We start from the raw sequence: 21,035 nt of genomic DNA on the forward strand, positions 1-21,035 counted from the left end.
CCTGTTCTGTCAGATGATGACTTTTCTTCAATCAGCAACAAACGAATCGTGGACCCTTTTCCAGAATGGAAATGGCCTGAACCTCGCAAAGCGGATCTTTTCATCTGCCACTCTGAATTGAATTGATTTTACATCTTTATGAAGAAGTGTCAAATGATCAATAGTAATTTGAAAATCCGGTTCATTCACCGGCTTCAGCATACATGTATGGTGAGCCGGCAATACGAGAGGCGAGCCCACTGTACGGAATACCTTATTATTAATGGAAGCCATTTCAGCAAGCTGGATGGCAGGCAAAGATGGGTGCAGAATTGCCCCTCCAAGCGCTTTGTTATATGCTGTGCTTCCTGATGGTGTAGAAACACACAGGCCATCTCCACGGAACCGTTCAAAATGCTGTCCTCGAATTTCCACATCCATAACTAAAGTACCTTCAACAGCCTTGACCGTAGATTCATTTAATGCAAGATAACGGGTCTCTTTACCGCCATGCTGGTAGCGGATAATCACTTCAAGGAGCGGATATTCAATTACCTGATACGGGGTTTTTGCAATTGCAATGACAAGCTTTTCGATTTCCTCCGGAACCCAGTCTGCATAAAAGCCAAGATGGCCTGTGTGTATTCCTACAAAGGCTGTCTTATCCAGGCGGCTGCTGTATCGGTGAAAGGCATAGAGTAAAGTGCCATCCCCGCCTACCGATATGACTATATCAGGCTCTTCTTCATCATATGTAAGCTCGAAATCCAATAAATAGGTTCTCATTTTGTGCATGAGTGTATTAGATTTTGAATCTCCTTTTGAGGTAATGGCAAATTTCATCTTATCCAAGCTCCTCTTTTATACTGTTAGTTTTCTCCCTTTTGCTGTTTTTCTTTTTTTCTTGTAAAGAATGCCTGGGCATCCTGGATTTCACCGCGAATGAGTGACATTTCTTCATCCAGCCTAAAAGCAGCCTCTGCCGCCCTCTGGAGCCGCATCTGAATATCTTCAGGGAATTGGCCCTTATATTTATAATTCAGGGAGTGTTCCACCGTGGCCCAGAAGTTCATAGCAAGAGTTCTGATCTGAATCTCTGCGAGGATTTTCTTTTCTCCATTGATAGTCTGTACAGGATAGCGGATCACGACATGGTATGAGCGGTAACCGCTTGCTTTTTTATGAGATATATAATCTCTTTCTTCTACGATTTCAAAGTCATTTCTTTGTCTTAATAGTTCAACCACTCTCTTAATATCATCAACAAATTGGCACATCATTCTTACACCGGCAATATCCTGCATTTCTGATTCCAATCTGTCGAGTGGAATGGCTTTTTGATTTGCTTTATCCAGAATGCTGGCAATTGGCTTTACCCTTCCGGTAACAAATTCAATCGGAGAATGGGAAGAATCCATTTCAAATTGACTTCTCATGCCTTTTAGCTTAATTTTCAACTCTTCTACCGCCTGCTTATATGGCGCCAAAAATAAGTCCCAATGCTTCACCTGCAACACCACCAAATATCCGAAATAAAAAAGACGGCAACTGCACCTGCTCGCAGGTGCTTACATGCTCCTGTAAATCAGCAAATAAATCTCTGTACAAATACATAGCGTATCTCTATATCCGAGTATTAAGCCGCTTAAACATTTAACTGGAATACATTCTCGACTTTTTCTACCATTTCATCTCCATAATTGCTGTTCCCGCGGATATTTTCTATTAAGTCTCCTAATTCCTCATGAAATCCTGCAAGCTCAAGGCGAGCTTGATTAGTGTCAGAAGCATAAACCGGCAGACGGCCATCAAGTGCCTTTTTTAATTCCGGCCAGACTGTTTCCGGAAGGGAGATATATGTATAGTCATCGTTTTTCTCTGCTATATAAATAAATGAAAGATTATCGGAATCAGCTAATACTTGCTGCATAGCGGTTAAGCCTGAAACGGTCCTAGACTCTATTCCCAAGATTAATTCATTTCCTACCCATTCTGCATTTACAATTGTAAGTTTCTGTTTCATTTTTCTACCTCCATTGTCATTAACTATTCTATCGCAGATTTTATGGACAGTAAAACCCCAGCTGCAATTTTTAAAGCCGCAGGAACCAAACTCCCCTGAATGAATTTATCACAAACTTAAAAAACTCTTCAAAGGATTGAAGTCCATGCTTAATAAGGAGATAATACAGATAATTTCTTATAGCTGAGGTGTGAAGCTTGTCTAATAAAAATATTGAAATCGAATTTAAAAACATGATCACCAGAGATGAATTTACCGCTTTAATGAATTTTTTCAATATAAGAAGTGAAGATTTTTCCGAACAGGAGAATCATTATTTTGATACACCTGATTTTTTCTTGAAGGAACAAGGAAGTGCCTTAAGGATCAGGCAAAAAAACGGCTCGTTTGAATTGACTCTAAAACAGCCCCACCCTGATGGGCTGCTGGAGACTAATGAAGATCTTTCTGAATCTGAAGCAGCAGAGATGATTCAGACAGGGAAAATCCCTACGGAACAGATTAAAGAATCCTTAGAAGAGCTTGGCATAAAGACAGATACCCTTCAATACTATGGCACTCTCACAACAAAACGTGCAGAAAAAGAATACAATAAAGGGTTGGCTGTTCTTGATCACAGCAGATATTTAAATAAGGAAGATTTCGAATTAGAATTTGAAGTAGATGATCGGAAAGAAGGACAAATGGTTTTTCTTAATTTACTTCAGCAACTTAACATTCCTGTCAGGAAGACCGAAAATAAAATTAAGAGGTTTTATAACGAAAAATACAGACAGCAATAGGCTAATAGAAACTGAGCCTTTTGCCAAGGAGCAATACAATGAACATAGATCAACTAAAACTATTGATGGAACTGCAGGCACTGCAAGGCTTCAATAACTCTAAACAAACAAATACTTCTAACCCTCTGTTTCAAGAGCTGCTTGCAGGGATAGTTTCGGAAAACACTGATTCATCACTTCAAACCACCGGCGGACTAGGCTCAATTGCGTCTTTAAAGGCTTATGTTAGTGCTTTACAAACCGCATCTCCTGCAGCGGCTTCTCTACCGCCAGTTAAGCTAACCAAGTTAGCCGAATCCTCAAAAAGTGATTTTGATGATCTGATTCAAAAAGCATCAGATCAGTTTAATGTGCCTGTAAATCTGATTAAGTCAGTCATTAAGCAGGAATCAAATTTTAATCCGAATGCCGTCAGTCATGCAGGTGCTTCCGGCTTGATGCAGCTAATGCCGGAAACAGCCAGGGGGCTTGGTGTTAATAATATCTTCGACCCTGCAGAAAACATTTTTGCAGGAGTCAAATATTTACGGCAAATGATGGACAGATATGGTGATAATGTAGAACTTGCACTGGCAGCCTATAATGCCGGACCTGGAAATGTAGATAAATACAAGGGGATACCGCCTTTTAAAGAAACCCTAAATTACATAAAAAAAGTTACCACTTCATTTATGGCTTAAGCTTCAGAACGGCCGCCCGATATACCGGGCGGCTTTTTTATGTTTTTTCACCAAATGTTCCGGATTGACATCATCGGCTTAATCCATACTAAAAAAATAAGCTTGCAAAGGAGACGTTAAAGGGTACAGTAAGCTATTTGTTTGAGATATAAACCCCTCATTGATAAAATATAAAGAGATTACAGCAATTGATATTAAATAGGTAGTTTTTTTACAATGATTAACTCATAAAAAGGAGTTTTAAATATGGCCGAGAAAATGCACACTCCCTTCGACGCTATTGGTGAGGAAAAGCTTCACCAGCTAATTGACGCTTTTTACCTGCGCGTAGGACAACATCCTGATCTCGTTCCTATTTTTCCAGATGACCTGACAGAGACAGCCAGAAAACAAAAACAATTTATGACTCAGTATTTAGGAGGACCTCCTTTATATACTTCAGAACATGGCCATCCTATGCTTCGTGCGCGGCACATTCCTTTTCCTATAACAGAATCCCGGGCAAAGGCCTGGCTTTCATGCATGAATGAAGCGATGGACCATATCGGGCTGGATGGACAATTGAGGGAAGACTTTTTCTCCAGGCTTGTGCTTACTGCTCAGCATATGATCAATACACCTGAGACCGGAGTGAAAGGTGATAGCCCGTGAATATGCCAGAATCCAATGAAATCAAGTTCACGTCACCACATTGCTATGGCAGTGAAAAAAAACCCATAGAAGTCTACATGTTTGTTGACCCACTTTGCCCTGAATGCTGGGCACTGGAGCCAACCTTAAAAAAACTTCTGATTGAATATGGCCGCTATTTCTCTATAAAGCATGTATTAAGCGGCAGGCTGGCAACTTTAAATATGGGGAAAAGACAAAACTACGAAAACATTGCGGATTTGTGGGAAAAGACAGCAAGCCGTTCTGGAATGTCATGTGATGGAAACCTCTGGTTCGAGAATCCTATTTCTTCCCCACATTTGGCTTCAGTTGCAATTAAAGCGGCTGAATTACAGGGGAGAAAAGCTGGCATCAGATTTTTACGCAAGCTCCAGGAAGTTTTATTTCTTGAAAAGCAGAATGTGTCAAATTTTGAGGTTCTAAAGGATTGTGCTAAGGAAGTCGGTCTTGATGTAGTAGAATTTGTTTCTGATATTCACTCGGATAGTGCAGCCAAAGCTTTTCAATGTGATTTAAAAATAACTTCTGAAATGGATGTTCAAGAAATACCAACACTTGTCTTTTTCAATGAAAACATAGAAGAGGAAGGCATCAAAGTAACCGGGTATTATCCTTATGAAATTTATGAACAGATTTTGGAAGAAATGCTGCCTGCTAAACCTGAGCGTGCTCCTCTTCCTCCTCTGGAATATTTCTTGAAATATTTTAAGCTGGTGGCAAGTAAGGAGATAGCCGTAGTATACGATATGACAGACAGTGAAGTGAACAAGGAAATGAAAAAGCTTCAGTTAAAGCAAATCGCTGAATATGTACCTGCTAAATACGGTAATTTCTGGAGATATTCCGGGTAAGCTCAAAGCTGTGCAGACTGCACAGCTTTATTTTTTCATGAAAAAACCATGCAGTCCTATGCACGGCTCTTTCACAGTTTATTTTTTTACGAACAAAGGGGATGGGAGAAATTTCTCACGTCCAAACAAAAGGGGTAAATGCTTGCATGTGATCAACTTCACATCTGTACTATATCATGAAGAAAATGAACAAGGCAATTAGTTTGTGCTCCTTTTCACAATATTGTCAAAATCATGTCATGACACTCTGGACAACCGCATAAAATAGTTGTAACAATGCCCCAGGAGGAGACTGCAATATGAAAAAGCTGCCTGTATTTCTGATGCTGATGCTCATTTTAGTCTCCTTTATTTTGAATATTTTTGGCCTTATGAAACTTATCCCCCTTTTCATCACGTCGCCTATTCTCTTTATTTCACTTCTGATCTTATGTTTATATTTGAATGACCGAAGGAGATTTAAGGGGTTTTGAACATCAAAAAAGGTGCCTGGCAATTTAGCCTGGCACCTTTCCTGTTAAGAAAGCAATTTTTCCATTTCATTAAGCTTTTCTTCAAATACTTTGCAGGCATCTTCAATCGGCTTGCTGCTCGTCATATCTACACCGGCTTTCTTCAGCACTTCAATTGGGTAGTCCGAGCTCCCGGATTTCAGGAACTCAATATATCTGTCAACTGCAGGCTGGCCTTCCTGGAGGATTTGCTTGCTTAATGCCGTAGCCGCACTGAAGCCTGTGGCATATTGATAAACATAATAATTATAGTAGAAATGCGGGATTCTGGACCATTCCAGGCCGATTTCCTCATCAATTATGATATCTTCATCCCCAAAATACTTCTTATTAAGTTCATAATATTCTTTAGTCAATGAATCAGCAGTAAGGGCTTCATTGTTTTGCGCCTTTTGGTGAATTAGATGTTCAAATTCTGCAAACATGGTCTGACGGAAAACAGTGCCTCTAAAGCCTTCAAGATAGTGGTTCAGCAAATACAGCCGCTTCTTATCATCATCAATTGTTTTTAGCAGATAATTGTTTAAAAGGGCTTCATTACAAGTAGAGGCAACCTCTGCAACAAAAATTGAATAGTTTCCATAAGGGTATGGCTGATGCTTTCTTGTGTAATAGCTGTGAACCGAATGCCCAAATTCATGAGCAAGAGTAAATAAGTTGTTCACATTATCCTGCCAGTTCATTAGTATATAAGGGTTTGTGCCATATGTTCCCGAAGAATAAGCTCCGCTCCTTTTGCCTTTATTCTCATGAACATCCACCCATCTATTTTCAAAACCCTCTTTTAAAATATTTAAATAGTCTTCACCAAGCGGCTTTAATCCTTTTAGAATCATATCTTTTGCTTCATTATAAGGTATCTCCATTTTTACTTCTTTTACTAAAGGAGTGTAGAGATCGTACATATGAAGCTCCTCAACCCCAAGAACCTTCTTGCGGAGTTTGACATAGCGATGCAGCAAATGCAGGTTATCGTTAATAGTATTGACCAGATTTTCATAAACACTTTCAGGAATATTGTCCGCAGAAAGGGCAGCATGGCGTGCGGAATCATAATTCCTGATCTTTGCGTTGAAATTATCTTTCTTTACATTTCCACTTAGAGTACTTGCAAATGTATTGCGAAACTTCCCATAAGTTTCATATACAGCTTTGAAGGCATCATGCCGGACACGCTGCTCATCACTTTCAAGAAAACGGATGAATCGTCCGTGAGTAATTTCAACTTCTTCCCCATTTTCATCTTTAATGGACGGAAATTCCAAATCAGCATTATTCAGCATGCCAAAGGTATTATTGGAAGCCCCAAGCACCTCGGAAGCCTGAGCCAGCAGGGATTCCTGCTCAGCAGATAATACATGAGGCCTTTGAAGATTAATTTCCTCCAGCGAATGTTTATATAATTGCAGCTCGGTTTTTTCCTTCAAAAAGCCTGCAATCTTCTCTTCATCTTCAGCGAGCAGCTCAGGAACAATATAGGCAAGCGCACTAGCAGCTTCAGAATACAAGTTCTTAATTTTGTCATCCATTCCCTGATAAAATGAATTTGTTGTATCCTGGTCATAACGCATATGGGCATATGTATAAAGCTTCCCAAGGCGCGAAAGTAAATGATCCTGGAACTGAAGAGCTGAATATAATGTTTCAGCACTTTCCCCGAGCCTCCCCTGATACTTACCTGCATCAGGAATCAGCTTCTGTACCTCACTGTATTCCTTGTTCCATTCATCATCAGAAGAGAATATATCCTCCAAACGCCAAGTATCTTCAGGTGAAATCTCATTCCTTGCCGGCAGTTTCTTTACAGTTGTTTCATTAGTCATACATTCATCCTCCATTCAAAAGTCCCATTACACTATCTTCTCTTTGAAGAAAAAAATTCCTGCTTTTTTAAAGAGCAAAAGTGGAAGTCTTTGATTATTTTATGTTAAATAATATTTTTCATTTATTTTCCTTGCAAATTTCTTTGAATGATGCCTCTATAAAAATCGTCCTCTATCTGGATTAAATGGGAGTAATGATCAGGCTCACCGGTTATTTCTGTTTTTTTATATAAACCTTTTTCTACTTGTTTAACAATGTTTAAGTTGATTAGGACATTAAGATATTCTTTAATCGCATGGATTTCGGAGCCTGTTTGAACGAGTGGGATTGACCTTATTTTGATATCGTTATACTTTACCCTGTTGCGAAAGGCTCCAATCACCTGCTGAAGCGAGAAGTGCCCCTCTATGCCGATAATATCCATAAACAAATAACTCTGCCACTGTATAGGTGAGGTTTCTATATATGGAGAATAACGTACAGGAAGGCCAATTTCAGGCGGGAGAAATGCAGGAGCAATTGAGCGGGAGTATAAATCCCGAAGAAAGTTATTTCTAATAGCACTGCTATTTTGTGAAAGGGAATTCTTTATTTTCCGAACTTCTCTTTTCCATTCTTCTAAATAAAAATCATCTTTAAAATATGGATTAAATAATATAGATGGATTTGCCTGGAAGATTGGTTTTACATCATAGTGCGCGAAGGCATTTCTGACTGTAAGGGGGTGGATATGGTGGATATTAATAAAAGACTTTGTAGTGGGGCAAAAAGATAAGATTACCCAATGACCTGAAGCTGCTTGCCGAAGAAATAGGTATTGAAAACCAGATAAAGTTATTTTTGTTTTTCCCGTACGCTTAATACTTTTCCCTGCCAGTATCCAAATTGGAACGATATCTGACTTAAGATAGGCTTCTGTCCGCTTTACAAATAACTCCTCCGAAATACTTGAACATTGATATTCAAGAGCATAATGAACACCTTCATAATGGACACTAATATCGGGCCGCTGTGAAATTTCCGGATAATATGGTTCCAGAATTGGATTTAGACCTTTTTTCTTTAGCCATTGAAACAATAGCACCTTTCCGGACATATGGTATTCTGATTCCCTTTCATACCTTTGCTGACATTCAGAACCCTTACTGTGGCTAAAATGCGGGATTCTTTTCTTACCGATTTTCATGATCACTTTCTCTTTGCATTCCGGGCAGTAAAAGTTGTGATTTTCCCTGTACTGCTGTAGAACTGGGATGCTGTGTGAACCTATAAGGCTTATTCGCACTCCATTAACTGTTGAGGCAACTAACAAATGATCATCTCCTTCCTCCTTAATTGTTCTATTATTAATGGCTAATTTCCTTTTTATCTGATGGATTCTCTTACAAGATTTTTCTATGCTAATCTTATATTTAAAAGGCAGTTCACGTACAAAAAAGCCGATTTCATAATGAAGTCGGCTTTTCCTTACTATTTAAAATGTTTTCGCAGAATTTCAAAAACATCATTTTCAATAATCAATTTACCATATTCCATTACACGGTGAATAGTTGTACTTGTTTCGTGCCCGTATTCAAGAAGAATACTCAGCATGTTATCTATGTCATCCTCTTCAAAGAGCTCTTCAGGGAATTCTGCGAACAAATAGTATTTCCCTTCAAAGGAATATAGCCTCGTAGTAACGGAATCAAGAATTGACCGCTTTGATAATGAAATAATGTCTTCAAAATCTTTAAATGTTAATAGAAACTCAAGATCTCCTTCATATCCGTTATCATTGTCATCATCGGATTTACGGAAATGATGATCAAGCATTTCCTCTATATGTTCGTCCACAGGCAAATCTTTCACTTTTTCATCCGGGACAGGAAGCTCAAACTTTTGACCATCCTTTGATAGCTGAGCTTTTGTTACAAGAACCTCCAAACCCTTATCCAACGCTTGAACCTGGATCCATAAAGGACCTTCAACAAGAAATTCTTCCTCCTGATGGACCTCATCCATCATTTCCCAAAAGAGTTCCTCACTCCGCTCACGATTGTACCAAATCTCTTCACGGTCAAAGCCTCTTTCTTCTATATCAAGATAAGAAATATAAAATTTAACGGTATGATCATTAATACGTTCGATTTCCATGCAGCAACTCTCCCTTCTGGCTATGAATGAAGGGACTAAATACCCCCAGCAGTCATGTGTTATCCATTTACCCGTAAATCAATTGGTTAATCCCCGATTAAATTGAAGGTAAAATGTATTTTGTACCTTGTACTTTTATTTTATGACAAATTGAGCATAAAGGGAATTAAAAAGTCATATGTTTAAAAAAACCGTTAAATGCCTATATTATCCCTGTTGGTCCTTCTTTTCTCAATGGCATATCTAAATATTCTCTTATTATATCCATTTTCCTTTTTCTTTTTCACACAAAAGACAAAAAGACCTTCTTCTGTTACACAGAAAGAAGGCCACTCAATTTTAAGTATATTGGTTAATTAACCATACGCTGTGCTTCACGCAACTGGTAAGTACGAACTTTTCTTGGAAGGAAACGTCTTATTTCGTCCTCATTATATCCAACTTGCAAACGTTTTTCATCAAGGATGATTGGACGTCGAAGCAGCCCAGGGTTTTCCTTGATTAGCTCAAATAAATCTTGGAGAGGCATTGATTCAAGGTTTACATCAAGCTTTTGGAATGTCTTCGAGCGAGTTGAAATAATTTCATCTGTTCCATCTTCAGTCATTCGAAGAATTTCTTTGATTTCATCAATCGATAGAGGTTCTGAAAAAATATTTCGTTCTTTATAGGCAATTTCATGCTCTTCCAACCATGATTTAGCTTTCCTGCAGGATGTACAACTTGGTGAAGTGTATAATGTGACCATTTTACAAATTCACACTCCTTAAATTTAGACATATATGAAACTATCAGAGATTATATTTGTTTAATCAAATATTTCTAGAGTATTCTAGATTAAAATAACTTTAATCAAGGAATTTATATTATTTATTATACACTAAACAATATCTCTTTGGTATAACTTTTTATAAATATGATAAAAGTATTAAACATTCATTAAACAAACGGATTGAGAATTAGAATCTACTTAATAAGACGAATGAACAAGCAAAAAGTTTCATTTTTTTATATGTTTTTTGTTATAATTCCTTCCATAAAGTTTCTTAAGACTACCTTAAGGAAAATTTATGTATGAATCTTTTTAGCTCAATACTAAATTATTCTTTATATACCCCTGTTAATTTTTAATAAACCAAAATACTTACAATTATTTTCTCAATTAATTAATGAAAATGAAAACACAGCCATTTACAAAAATGGCTGTGCTTTTCCAAATCTTTATAAATCCTCTAAGACATCCGTTCCATTTTTATCTTCTTCATAAGTCAGTACCTCATCTACTGGCTGGTATGACTTTCCATAAAAATGCGAATCCTTATAAGTGTGAATCATTTCATAGGTTTTTTTCATGGCTTCATAAATGATTTCTTCACTTTCGTTCTTAGGGGACCAATATAGGATTTCCATTGTATTGATTTCATTGGTCGCAAGAGACCGGCGGCTGTACCCGATTGATTGAGCGTGCTCAAACCCTTCTCTTTTATAGAACTTGAGGCGCTTTTCAGTATCCGTGTCTTCATAATCAACCGGCTCCACTTCCAATATGATCGGTTTGCCTTTGGCTTTAAGCTTTTGAAGTAATTTGTGGCCAAGTCCCTGCCCTCTGGATTCCTTTGAAACAAATAGATAATCTATAAACACAAAGTTATCCAGTTCAACATACATAAGTACATGATGCGGACCTTCATCTTTATGATAGATGTCTGGCCGCTCCTTTAATAAGGTTTCCATATGCTCTCTTGATTTCATTTCTTCAATCGGGAAATATTGATTCAATTTCTCATACCAATGCATGGATCTTCTCCTTTTTTGCCCGTAAACAAAGTATTGTTTGATGAGCATGAATATTTATTCCAGCATGATAAGCTCCCAGCTTTCTTTTCCACTTACTTAGGCGATATTATTTCTAATCAGATTAAGTATTTGTGGAATTTCCCCTTTTAATACTGGAAAATTTCGAATAAAATATGTTTAGGGATGTTTAAACACTAACTAATCACAGGAGACTGTGAAAAGAAAGATGGAGGTTTATCATGGTTGGTTACATAACTGATTTAATGATTGTTGCATTGCTTATAATTGGATTTACTGCCTTGTTAGGTGTACTAACTAATGGAATTGGAGAAAAGATTTTTGGCGGTAAAAATAAATCCGAATTCGTGGATCAATCCGCTAGAGTGCAGACTGGATGGAAAAACGTAGGCGGACATAAAAAGCAGTAGCCCATGCCTCTATACTATGATACCGTATACAAAATTTGTGTCAAATAATATGTCACTTAATTAATGGATAAACAAAGCAAAAAGTGGCCGAAATAATCGGCCTCTTTTTGCTATTAAGGTGTATAATCCACATTTTGTGTATACGAATTACCTGCATTCCATAAAAGGAATTCATCAATTCCCTGTTCCTTCAGTGCCTTTATCTGGGCTTCAACTTCCGCTCTTCCATACTTCTTATAGTTTCCGGCTCCTAAATAAGAGGCTGTAAAGTCCTGAAGCCATGGTCTGGATACAGGAGGACTATCCAACTCTCCCAATTTTCGATTCTCAAGCTTAGCATATTCAGAAACCAGCTTATAAGGTTCCAGGTCCGGCTTGGCTATACCGAAATAAGAGGTCCAGTGGCTTGGATAAATCATAGAAGAAATTACATCCACATGTTCTGAAATCTTAGAGAAATTTTGGCCAATTCCCGGAGCCTCTGGAAGGGTCGCCGTGTAGCCAAAGATATCGACCGAGACCTTTACCCCATATGGCTCTAACTGTTTCCTGGCATATTCGACAAAGTCAGTAACCGCACTTACACGCTTTTGTACATCTTCAATTTTAAGATTTTCGTATTCACCCATACTGTATTTTAAAGAGCTAGCACGGTGTTCAAAGCCCTCAGGAAATCGGACATAATCAAATTGAATCTCCTGGTACCCCATTTTTGCAGCTTCAATTGCAATTCCAATATTGTAATCCCAAACCTCTTTTAAAAATGGATTTACAAACGACTCACCTCGACCATTCTTCCAAACTGTTTCCCCTTCTTTATATGACCATTCCGGCTTTTTATTCGCCAGAACAGAATCCTTGAAAACGACCACCCGGGCAATCGGATAAATTTGCTTTTCTTCCATGGTCTTCAAGAGTTTTTTTGGATCATTTATGTAAGGCTTGCCGATATCGGCATATGGTGATTTTTTTTCTGGAACATACGTCAGGTTCCCCCAATCGTCCTTAAAATCGATAACCATCGCATTCAAATCAGTTTCATCCATCAAATTCACTAATTTATTAAATTTTCCTCCCCCTGCTGAGTGGCCCGTTACATAAATTCCCCTTACTGCATCTGGATATTGAAAATGATAGCCGGAATCAAATTGAAAACGGCTTACTTTTTCCGGGAGGATTTTCATAAGTGAAACATGTTTCCTTTGGGGATTCTGCCCTGCTTCCTGATTTTCCTGCTCTTTTGCCTCACTTGGGTTAGCTGACATAAATGAAGCTGACACTATCATTAAGGCAGCAGCTAACTTTAATGACTTATTCACATGTTATGCCCCCTTTTTCTGCTACCAATTTTACATTTTTTCAAAGAATTAAAACTGTCTTTATACTAAATTATCTTTTAAAGTAATCTTTAAACCAATTTAATAAAACATGTTTAAATAAACAAAATAACGGAAAAATATAAATAATTGAAAATTCTCATAGTAAATTTTCAGAAAATAATGTATTATATAAAAAAGCGATCATTAGTGAATAAAAGTGTTAAAGAGAATTCCACTCTTTCTATGTTTGACTGGACAATTTACATCTTGGTAATTCCTTTATAGCGACGTTTACTTTTCCAGGATGTAAAAAACGATCTCAGTCGAGATCGTTTTTTGTTATTTTCCACTTTTAGCTTTTAATTCGTTGTACTCTTTTTCAGAGCAATAAACAAAATGACCAGGTGTTACCTCGCGCATTTCCAGCTTTTCATTATCAGCATAATTGTGAACTGCCGGATCATATGATTTTCTTCTGCGGGACCGTTCCGTTTCTGGATCTGGAAGCGGAATAGCTGACAACAGTGATTGAGTATATGGGTGCATAGGGTTATTATATAAATCTTCAGCTGGTGCAAGTTCTACCAGTTTACCGAAGTACATAACTCCGATGCGGTCACTGATGTATTTAACCATTGATAAATCATGTGCGATAAACAGATATGTTAATCCTTTTTCTCGCTGCAATTTTTTCATAAGGTTTACTACCTGAGCTTGAATGGAAACGTCCAATGCAGAAATGGGCTCATCGGCAATAATAAAATCAGGGTCAACTGCAAGCGCGCGGGCAATCCCGATACGCTGTCGTTGTCCGCCAGAGAATTCATGAGGGTAACGGTTAGCATGTTCTTTGTTAAGACCAACAGTGTCTAAAAGTTCGTAAACCCTCTCCATACGTTCCTTTCTGCTTTTTACCAATCCGTGAATATCGATTCCTTCAGCAATAATATCAGCAACCGTCATACGCGGGTTTAAGGAAGCATAAGGATCCTGGAAGATCATTTGCATTTTTCGGTTAAACTTTTTCAGTTCTTTTGCAGATTTTTTGCCGTGAACATCTTCACCTTCAAAAAGAACCTGCCCATCTGTGGCATCATATAATCTGATGATAGTTCGTCCAGTAGTTGATTTACCGCAGCCAGACTCACCAACAAGCCCAAGGGTCTCTCCCTTATAAATGTCAAAAGTAATCCCATCAACTGCTTTTACCATATTCGGACGGCCAACATTGAAATGCTGTTTTAAGTTTTTAATTTCAAGCAATTTTTCTGCCATTGTTATTTTCCCTCCTTCACTATTACAGGCTTTTCAAAAGTGGAGGATAATTGGCGTATACGTTTTTTGACTGCCTCCGGGGGCTCAACCTTAGGAGCATCCGGGTGAAGAAGCCATGTTTTCGCAAAATGTGTTTCTGAGATTTGGAACATCGGCGGCTCTTCTTCGAAATCAATAGCAAGAGCATATTTATTTCTGGCAGCAAATGCGTCACCTTTTGGAGGATTCGTCAGATCCGGTGGTGTTCCTGGAATTGCAGCTAAATCTGCTTTATCATCGTTTTCTAGACTTGGCATGGATGCAAGCAATCCCCATGTATATGGATGACGGGGGTCATAGAAAATTTCATCTACCGTACCCATTTCAACAATCTGCCCGGCATACATTACTGCTACTCTGTCAGCAACATTTGCAACGACACCCAGATCATGTGTGATAAAAATAATGGACGTATCCATTTTGTTTTGCAGATCTTTCATAAGCTCCAGGATTTGCGCCTGAATAGTAACGTCAAGTGCTGTTGTAGGCTCATCAGCGATAAGCAGTTTTGGATTAGCTGCAAGAGCAATGGCAATCATCGCCCGCTGCCTCATCCCTCCTGAAAATTCATGAGGATACTGATCTACCCTTTTTTCAGGCATAGGAATACCTACAAGTCTCAGTAATTCAATTGCCCTATTTTTAGCGTCAGTTTTAGACATATTCTGATGTTTAATCAGCACTTCCATTATCTGAGTTCCAACTCTCATTGTTGGGTTTAATGAGGTCATTGGATCCTGGAAAATCATACTGATTTCTTTACCGCGGATCTTTTCCATTTGTTTTTCTGTTTTTGGTACGATGTCGTCACCACTCAACAGGATCTGCCCGCCTGTAATACGGCCCGGCGGCATAGGTATTAACTTCATAATAGATTGGGAAGTAACACTTTTACCCGACCCAGATTCGCCAACAATCGCAAGCGTCTCTCCTTTATGAAGGTCAAAGCTGACTCCTCGGACTGCTTTTACTGTACCTCCATATGTTTGGAATGAGACCTCTAAATTTTTTACTTCAAGCAATTTTTCCATGTTCTCACTCCTTATTTACGCATTCTAGGATCTAGAGCATCACGCAAACCGTCGCCAACAACGTTAAATGCAAAGATCGTTAAGCAGATAAATATTGCAGGGAAGAATAAGCGCCATGGGTAGTAACGCATAGCTGCAAGTCCATCATTGGCCATCGTTCCCCAGCTCGCAATCGGCGGTGTTAATCCCAGACCAATAAAGCTTAGGAATGCTTCTGTAAAAATGGCAGAAGGGATTGTAAGTGTCATTGTGACCAATATAGGTCCCATTGAATTTGGAATTAAGTGTTTGCTCATTATCCTGCTTGTATTGGCACCAAGCGTTTTGGCAGCCAGTACATATTCCTGATTTTTAAGAGACAATACCTGTCCACGGACGATACGCGACATATTGATCCATCCAGTTATAGACATGGCAATAATCATAGTCGACAAGCCCTGGCCAAGTACAACCATTAACAAGATTACTAATAATAGGTAAGGTACACCATATAAAATATCTGCAAAGCGCATCATACCTTCATCAGTGCGTCCGCCTTTATAACCGGCAATACCGCCCCAAAATACACCAATAATTAAATCAATTACTGCTGCAGCAACTCCAATGAAAATAGAAATTCTTGCACCTTCCCAAGTACGGGCAAACATATCACGGCCAAGATCATCTGTGCCAAACCAGTGTTCTGATGAAGGTGGCTGATTTTTATTTCCAAGATCATTTGATGCATAATCATATGGTGTCATATATGGTCCAAAGATTGCCATGAAGATCAGCAGTCCTAATAATACTAATCCAAACAGGGCAAGCTTGTTTTTTCGAAATCGGATAAATACATCTTTCCAAAATGAAAGGCTTGGTTTTGAAATTCTCTCAGCTTCGCCGAGCTGTGTCCCGACTACCTTAAACTTATCTTTCGAAATCTGCATAATTACTCTCCTTTCTTCCCGCCGGCAAGTTTGATGCGTGGGTCGATGATTCCGTATGCAATGTCAACAAGGAGAATAGATACAAGCAACAGAATACTGTAGAAAACGGTTACACCCATAATTACCGTATAGTCACGATTGTTGATACTTGTTACAAAGTGTGCACCAAGTCCAGGAATCCCAAAAATTCTTTCAATTACGAAGCTTCCAGTTAATATACCTGCAGTTAATGGCCCCATATATGTTACTACTGGTAAAAGGGCATTACGAATTGTATGTTTTACTGTAATTACTCCTCTGCTTAAACCTTTTGATTTAGCAGTCTTAATATAATCATTTGCAAGAACTTCAAGCATGCTTGAACGGGTTAACCTCGCGATAAATGCCATTGGTGTTGAAGCCAAGGCAACAGCTGGCAAGACGCTGTGCATGAAAGATTCCCAACGTGCTACAGGAAAAATACCCATTTTTATTGCCAGGAAATATTGCAGGAATGAAGCCATGATAAAAGAAGGTACAGAGATGCCTAATACAGCTACAATCATAGCTGTGTAATCCGGCCATCTATTGTGTTTTAATGCTGCAACAATACCTAAAATAACTCCTATGGCAACGGCGATAAAGATGGCTTCCATCCCAAGAAGAAATGAAACAGGGAAACCTTCATTGATTAAGTCGTTAACAGTCTGGCTTTTATATTTAAAAGACGGACCGAAATCCCAATTTACAATACGAACAAGATATTCCCAATATTGTGCATACCAAGGCTTGTCTAAGCCAAAATGAGCATTCAGGTTAGCTTCAATTTCGGGAGGAAGTTTTTTCTCAGATGCAAAAGGGTTTCCGGGTGCAATGCGCATAAAGAAAAATGTTGCTGTTACAATCATCCATAGTGACAGGATCATGTAGAGCAAACGTTTTCCAATATATTTCGCCATTGTCAAACACCTCCATTTTATTACAATGCCTTAATCAGAAACGAAGGTATATGGGACAAGGAATCCCATATACCTTTCGTCTTAATCACTATTTTTTATTCAAAGTGTGCCCACTTGTACTGAACATCGCCAAGGCCAGAAACAACAACATCTTTTAAGCCTTCAGCCTGTACCCAGTTATTAGTGTAGAAATAAATTGGTGCAACCGGCATATCTTCCATGAAGATTGCTTCTGCATCCTTTAATAATTGCTGGCGAGCATCAGCATCTGTTTCAGTTGAAGATTTCGCAAGAAGGTCTTGGAACTCTTTGCTTTCCCATCCAGTACTGTTGTTTCCGCCATCGGCGTCACGATACATTTCAAGGAAGTTCATAGCATCATTAAAGTCACCTAACCAGCCTAGACGGCCAACTTGGTAATCCATTGTATTGATTTTATCAAGATAGACGTTCCACTCAGCATTATCAAGATTTACTTCGACTCCAAGATTTTGCTTCCACATATCTTGAACTGCCTGTGCAATCTTCTGATGTGCTTCGGAAGTGTTGTAAGATAGTGTTACAGCTGGAAGCTCAGAAGCATCTTTGTATCCAAGCTCATCTAAACCTTTTTGTAAAAATTCTTTTGCTTTTTCTACATCATTATCAGGGAAATAGCCTTTTTCGTTCTCTTCAAACATTGTCGGAGGAACGATTGCCATCGCAGGAAGCTGTTCACCCTGAAGGATGTTATCAATGATTTCCTGACGATTGATAGCATGTGCAAATGCTTTACGGATATTAACGTTGTTGAATGGTTCAACAGTTGTATTGAACTTATAGTTATAGATACCAGCGATTGGCTGTGTCGTCAGGCGGCCTTCATCTTTAAGTGCCTGCATAGCGTCAGTTGGAAGGGCACCAGTCGGAGCTCCAGCCCAATCTAATTCACCATTGTCAAACATTGATAATTCAGTGTTCGGATCGTTAATCATGATCATTTCGATGCTGTCAAGCTTAACTGATTCAGCATCCCAATAAGTTTCGCTCTTTTCAAGGACGATCTTATCGCTGTGTGACCATTCTGTTAAATGGAAAGGTCCGTTAGTTGTATAGTTTTCACCAGCATCAGTTGCCCATTCTGGATTAGCTTCTGCAACTTTGCTGTTAACCGGTAAGTAAGTATAGAAAGCTGTCAATTCCAAGAAATATGGAGTTGGGTTTACAAGCTTAACTTCAAGAGTTTTGTCATCTAAAGCTTTAACTCCTACATCATCAAGTGAGCCTTCGCCATTATTGGCCGCTTCAGCACCTTCAATGTAGTAAAGCTGGTATGCATATGTTGAGTTGTTCGCTGGATCAAGCGCCCATTTCCAAGCATATACAAAGTCATTAGCAGTTACAGGGTCGCCATTTGACCACTTTGCATCACGAATTTTAAAAGTGTAAGTCTTTTGGTCATCAGACATATCTACATCTTCAGCCATTGCATTTTCAGGCTCTCCATCTTGACCAATACGAGTTAATCCTTCAAGGATTTGACGAAGAACAGTCCCAGATGTAGCATCCTCTGCTAATCCTGGATTTAAAGATGGTGGTTCAGTGTTGATATTTACTCTTAGCTCTTGCGGCACATCAGACTTTCCGCCGTCATCTCCGCCTTTTTTGTCGCCATCCGCATTGTCTCCGCCGCCGCTGCACGCAGCAAGGAACATACTTAGCACAAGCAACATGCTAAAAAAGATCGATAATCTTTTGTTCACGGTATTAACCCCCTATTAATTTCCTCAAACAACCTCTTTACCATTTGCCTTTCATAGAAAACACAACTGTGCGCTCCAGATGTATTACTTAAATAGTCTGTTAATTAAATTTAAAAAATTTGCAGACTATTTAAAAGGCAACAAAAAAAGCAAGTTTATATTCTCTTAAAGATAGATTATCCTTATATTCTGATAATTCAGATTAAATCGGGTAATCTATAATATGTAAGCTATAAACTTACTCAATATGTACCATATTCTCGCAATCTGGAGTGATATAGTTTTGTTTTAAATGTAACAAATTCGTAAAGATTATGTTTGTTACGTTTATTATAAATAGTTTAAAAACTTATTGCAAGAGGCTTTTTGTACATGCAATTCCTTGAAGTACGACATTTTTTGTCAAAAAGTCTTATAAATTAAGATTTTCGAGATAATAAAAAATTTTTCTTTTCAAAGATATTTTGTTATTTCACTAGTAAATTCCATCCATATACTGGTAAAATAAGCGCTTGATATGAAAGATACATATGCCCTTAATTTCTTATTCTAAGCTTGATTTTTGTATCCGAATGGTTTACCTTATAGTATAATACGATAAAATTAAATTATCTGTCGGCAATGAAAAAAGAGTAGTACATTTACCCAGGGTTCAGCAGAGAGTCTGTGGATGGTGCAAACAGGCAGCCCGGTAAATCGAATGGACTTTTGAGCCTCTGATTGTTCAGGCGCTTCCCTGCGTTATCGGGGGACCTATGTGTTTTTCTGCATAGGGCAGAGTGACTCAGTTTTTGAGTAATTAGGGTGGCAACGCGGACCATTCGTCCCTATTTTATAGGGATGAATGGTTCTTTTTTATGTCCTTTTTATGATTACATGAAAAAAAAGTGTACTCTCACGCCTGGCAATTCATGATCTTTTAAGCCGATTAAAGGAGGAAAAACATGAAAACTATATTTTCCGGCATTCAGCCGAGCGGCACAATTACTCTTGGCAATTACATTGGTGCCATGAAACAATTTGTTGAATTGCAGAATGACTACAACTGCTATTTTTGCATTGTTGATCAGCATGCCATAACTGTTCCTCAGGACAGACTGGAATTAAGGAAGAACATTCGAAGTCTTGCTGCCCTCTATTTGGCTGTTGGAATCGACCCTGAGAAATCCATTCTGTTCATCCAATCTGAAGTTCCAGCCCATGCACAGGCAGGCTGGATGATGCAATGTGTTTCTTACATCGGTGAGCTCGAGCGCATGACCCAGTTCAAAGACAAATCCGAAGGTAAAGATGCCGTATCTGCAGGACTGCTGACCTATCCCCCATTGATGGCTGCAGATATTCTTCTATATAATACTGACCTGGTACCAGTTGGAGAAGATCAAAAACAGCACCTGGAATTAACCCGGGATCTTGCCGAGAGATTCAATAAGAAGTACAACGACATCTTCACTGTTCCAAATGTAAGAATCGCCAAAGAAGGCGCAAGGGTAATGTCACTTCAGGATCCATTAAAGAAAATGAGCAAATCTGATCCCAATAAAAAGTCCTTTGTTTCATTATTAGATGACCCTAAACAAATTGAAAAGAAAATAAAAAGTGCCGTAACAGATTCTGAAGGCATTGTTAAGTATGATAAAGAAAACAAACCAGGAGTATCCAACCTCCTTTCCATTTACTCAATCCTTTCAGGAAAAGCTGTTGCAGAAATCGAAGGAGAATATGAAGGCAAAGGCTACGGTGAATTTAAAGCAGGCCTTTCTGAGATTGTAATTGGAACACTTAAACCTATTCAGGATAAATATTATGCATTAATGGAATCAGAAGAGCTTGATCTTGTACTTGATCAAGGAGCAGAAAAAGCTAATAGAGTCGCATACAAAATGATTAAAAAAATGGAAAGCGCCATGGGACTTGGCCGAAAGAGAAAATAAAAAACAGCCTTTGGCTGTTTTTCAGTTTGTAGACAAAAGGGGTTCGGAATAGTCTCATTCCGGACCTCTTTTTTGAATTTTATTGGCTTTGAAGCATTTTCAGATGATGATAGACCTCTCCGAGGTCATCTTCTAGGCCATTTCTGG

At 38.6% G+C, this 21,035-nt stretch carries 21 protein-coding genes and 1 other annotated feature; of the genes, 6 read left to right on the forward strand and 15 right to left on the reverse strand.

Annotated features, from left to right (window positions below):
* Window positions 1–27: 27 nt before the first annotated feature.
* From M3205_RS15505 to M3205_RS15520, 4 genes are read right to left on the reverse strand one after another with little or no spacing between them, the layout of a single operon-like run.
* A complete protein-coding gene (locus M3205_RS15505) occupies window positions 28–822 on the reverse strand; it encodes an NAD kinase (RefSeq protein WP_009331194.1) in 795 nt (264 codons plus the stop codon).
* 26 nt (window positions 823–848) lie between these two features.
* Window positions 849–1,487 (reverse strand): GTP diphosphokinase, encoded by a 639-nt coding sequence (gene yjbM / locus M3205_RS15510; RefSeq protein WP_311315737.1) that lies wholly within the window; start codon window positions 1,485–1,487, stop codon window positions 849–851.
* Window positions 1,453–1,593: a hypothetical protein gene (locus M3205_RS15515; RefSeq protein WP_251170775.1), complete on the reverse strand. Its 141-nt coding sequence runs from the start codon at window positions 1,591–1,593 to the stop codon at window positions 1,453–1,455. The genes yjbM and M3205_RS15515 overlap by 35 nt, the downstream gene beginning before the upstream one ends.
* 31 nt (window positions 1,594–1,624) lie before the next feature.
* Window positions 1,625–2,002 carry a UPF0738 family protein gene (locus tag M3205_RS15520; RefSeq protein ID WP_251170757.1) on the reverse strand — a complete coding sequence of 126 codons (378 nt, stop codon included), beginning with the start codon at window positions 2,000–2,002 and terminating at the stop codon, window positions 1,625–1,627.
* A gap of 197 nt (window positions 2,003–2,199) precedes the next feature.
* Between M3205_RS15520 and M3205_RS15525 the strand changes: the two genes are divergently transcribed.
* From M3205_RS15525 to M3205_RS15540, 4 genes are all read left to right on the forward strand, one after another.
* Window positions 2,200–2,784: a CYTH domain-containing protein gene (locus M3205_RS15525; protein ID WP_251170758.1), complete on the forward strand. Its 585-nt coding sequence runs from the start codon at window positions 2,200–2,202 to the stop codon at window positions 2,782–2,784.
* Between the two features lie 38 nt (window positions 2,785–2,822).
* Window positions 2,823–3,464 (forward strand): lytic transglycosylase domain-containing protein, encoded by a 642-nt coding sequence (locus M3205_RS15530; protein ID WP_251170759.1) that lies wholly within the window; start codon window positions 2,823–2,825, stop codon window positions 3,462–3,464.
* Window positions 3,465–3,710: 246 nt separating this feature from the next.
* Window positions 3,711–4,115, forward strand: a complete 405-nt coding sequence (locus tag M3205_RS15535) for a globin domain-containing protein (RefSeq protein ID WP_251170760.1) — start codon at window positions 3,711–3,713, stop codon at window positions 4,113–4,115.
* A 2-nt stretch (window positions 4,116–4,117) separates the two neighbouring features.
* Complete coding sequence (locus M3205_RS15540) at window positions 4,118–4,987, forward strand: ClpXP adapter SpxH family protein (RefSeq protein ID WP_251170774.1); 870 nt, start codon at window positions 4,118–4,120, stop codon at window positions 4,985–4,987.
* Between the two features lie 517 nt (window positions 4,988–5,504).
* Here the strand turns inward: M3205_RS15540 and pepF are convergent.
* The 5 genes from pepF to M3205_RS15565 all read right to left on the reverse strand — a co-directional run bounded on the left by pepF (window position 5,505) and on the right by M3205_RS15565 (window position 11,256).
* Window positions 5,505–7,322 (reverse strand): oligoendopeptidase F, encoded by a 1,818-nt coding sequence (gene pepF / locus M3205_RS15545; RefSeq protein WP_251170761.1) that lies wholly within the window; start codon window positions 7,320–7,322, stop codon window positions 5,505–5,507.
* A gap of 122 nt (window positions 7,323–7,444) precedes the next feature.
* Window positions 7,445–8,635, reverse strand: a complete 1,191-nt coding sequence (locus M3205_RS15550; protein ID WP_251170762.1) for a competence protein CoiA — start codon at window positions 8,633–8,635, stop codon at window positions 7,445–7,447.
* A gap of 158 nt (window positions 8,636–8,793) precedes the next feature.
* The gene (mecA, locus tag M3205_RS15555; RefSeq protein ID WP_251170763.1) at window positions 8,794–9,459 is read right to left on the reverse strand and encodes an adaptor protein MecA; all 666 of its coding nucleotides are present in this window, start codon (window positions 9,457–9,459) and stop codon (window positions 8,794–8,796) included.
* A 352-nt stretch (window positions 9,460–9,811) separates the two neighbouring features.
* Complete coding sequence (gene spxA / locus M3205_RS15560) at window positions 9,812–10,207, reverse strand: transcriptional regulator SpxA (protein ID WP_009331204.1); 396 nt, start codon at window positions 10,205–10,207, stop codon at window positions 9,812–9,814.
* A gap of 473 nt (window positions 10,208–10,680) precedes the next feature.
* A complete protein-coding gene (locus tag M3205_RS15565; protein ID WP_251170764.1) occupies window positions 10,681–11,256 on the reverse strand; it encodes a GNAT family N-acetyltransferase in 576 nt (191 codons plus the stop codon).
* Window positions 11,257–11,495: 239 nt separating this feature from the next.
* Here M3205_RS15565 and M3205_RS15570 point away from each other — a divergent pair, with 239 nt between their 5' ends.
* Window positions 11,496–11,684, forward strand: coding sequence for a hypothetical protein (locus tag M3205_RS15570; protein ID WP_251170765.1), 189 nt, complete (start codon window positions 11,496–11,498; stop codon window positions 11,682–11,684).
* Between the two features lie 113 nt (window positions 11,685–11,797).
* Here the strand turns inward: M3205_RS15570 and M3205_RS15575 are convergent, their stop codons facing one another.
* The 6 genes from M3205_RS15575 to M3205_RS15600 form a co-directional block, all read right to left on the reverse strand.
* Window positions 11,798–12,970: a putative glycoside hydrolase gene (locus tag M3205_RS15575; RefSeq protein WP_285886442.1), complete on the reverse strand. Its 1,173-nt coding sequence runs from the start codon at window positions 12,968–12,970 to the stop codon at window positions 11,798–11,800.
* Window positions 12,971–13,342: 372 nt separating this feature from the next.
* Window positions 13,343–14,278, reverse strand: coding sequence for an ABC transporter ATP-binding protein (locus M3205_RS15580; protein ID WP_251170767.1), 936 nt, complete (start codon window positions 14,276–14,278; stop codon window positions 13,343–13,345).
* Window positions 14,279–14,280: 2 nt separating this feature from the next.
* The gene (locus M3205_RS15585) at window positions 14,281–15,348 is read right to left on the reverse strand and encodes an ABC transporter ATP-binding protein (RefSeq protein WP_251170768.1); all 1,068 of its coding nucleotides are present in this window, start codon (window positions 15,346–15,348) and stop codon (window positions 14,281–14,283) included.
* Between the two features lie 11 nt (window positions 15,349–15,359).
* A complete protein-coding gene (locus M3205_RS15590; RefSeq protein ID WP_396105858.1) occupies window positions 15,360–16,277 on the reverse strand; it encodes an ABC transporter permease in 918 nt (305 codons plus the stop codon).
* Window positions 16,277–17,212, reverse strand: a complete 936-nt coding sequence (locus tag M3205_RS15595; protein ID WP_251170770.1) for an ABC transporter permease — start codon at window positions 17,210–17,212, stop codon at window positions 16,277–16,279. Before M3205_RS15595 ends, M3205_RS15590 begins: the two co-directional genes overlap by 1 nt.
* Before the next feature lie 95 nt (window positions 17,213–17,307).
* Window positions 17,308–18,954 carry a peptide ABC transporter substrate-binding protein gene (locus tag M3205_RS15600; protein ID WP_251170771.1) on the reverse strand — a complete coding sequence of 549 codons (1,647 nt, stop codon included), beginning with the start codon at window positions 18,952–18,954 and terminating at the stop codon, window positions 17,308–17,310.
* A 612-nt stretch (window positions 18,955–19,566) separates the two neighbouring features.
* Window positions 19,567–19,786, forward strand: a binding site (T-box leader).
* Window positions 19,787–19,898: 112 nt separating this feature from the next.
* Between M3205_RS15600 and trpS the strand changes: the two genes are divergently transcribed.
* A complete protein-coding gene (trpS, locus tag M3205_RS15605) occupies window positions 19,899–20,888 on the forward strand; it encodes a tryptophan--tRNA ligase (protein ID WP_251170772.1) in 990 nt (329 codons plus the stop codon).
* The last annotated feature ends 147 nt before the right edge of the window (window positions 20,889–21,035 follow it).

This window comes from Cytobacillus firmus (assembly GCF_023715565.1).
Classification (GTDB): domain Bacteria; phylum Bacillota; class Bacilli; order Bacillales; family Cytobacillaceae; genus Cytobacillus; species Cytobacillus firmus_C.